2 protein-coding genes are annotated in these 944 nt (G+C 44.5%); one reads left to right on the top strand and one right to left on the bottom strand.

Going from position 1 to position 944, the window contains the following annotated elements; genetic code table 11:
• Window positions 1-701, top strand: a 701-nt coding sequence (locus tag JCM15548_RS22105; RefSeq protein WP_162198313.1) for a hypothetical protein, incomplete at its 5' end; no start/stop codon positions are given.
• A 52-nt stretch (window positions 702-753) separates the two neighbouring features.
• On the opposite strand, the gene JCM15548_RS20670 is transcribed toward JCM15548_RS22105, so the two are convergent.
• A partial coding sequence (locus JCM15548_RS20670; protein WP_162198314.1) for a type II toxin-antitoxin system PemK/MazF family toxin occupies window positions 754-944 on the bottom strand: 191 nt, incomplete at its 5' end.

Consider the following 944-nt stretch of genomic DNA (forward strand, 5'->3'; position numbering starts at 1 on the left):
TGCAGAGTACCAATACGGATTTTTCGAATACGCTGAGTTATGCGGGCATTAAGTCGTGCATTGAAACGGGGGTGGTGAACAGTAAGAACCGGAATTATTTGAATGTGAATTTTGCGCTTTTTAGAATTCTGATTCCTTCTCTTTGGAGTGGTATGCCGGATGCGCCGGCGGTGGATCTTAACAGTGATGCCAATACGCAGTTTGTCTATCAGGCTTACATGTTGCAAAATGTGTTTCAACCCATTGGTTTGAATAATATTGATTGTGTGCCGGAGGTGAGAATGGTAAGTACGCTTTACTACAATGTGGGCAATCAGAACAGTGGCAATGGGGCGTATTACTTCGACTGGACGGCCATGGCTGGCGGAGGCGGCTTTTTTATGACCACGATTGAAATGGCGGCTGTGAATGCGTACTTTGAGCATTCTGAGGTTTTATTGAGCCAGGAGCAGCGGGACATCATGAAGGAGAACCGCATCGGGTTGGATCAAGGCATTGAAAGTATGGAGTTGCATGGTGAGTATTACGGTAAAAATGGCAGTATTTCCAACTCGGCCAATCAGGGGGTGCTGATTCAGATTGAGATGTTTCCGCTCAATGGTATCGATTGTGTGGTGACGATGAATACGCAGGGTGTGACTTTTAAAAATACTTCGCTGAAGCGGACCATTTACGAGGCTTACAACGATTCGTGGGAATAGTAGGGGTGGCTGGCTCTAACGATGTGCCAATGCATCGTTAGAGCTAATGGGATTATTTTATCAGCATTTCTTCCAATATTCGCTTTACTTTTGAAATCTCAACAGTAGATAACTGATCCATTTTTTTTGCCAACCGGCTTTTATCAATGCACCGTATTTGGTCCAAGGCGATAGATCCCATCTTTTCAGAAACCTTGCATTTTACCCTGAAAGGATAAGATTTGATGGTGCTGGTCAAAGGAG

This window comes from Geofilum rubicundum JCM 15548 (assembly GCF_000974365.1).
Lineage (GTDB): Bacteria > Bacteroidota > Bacteroidia > Bacteroidales > Marinilabiliaceae > Geofilum > Geofilum rubicundum.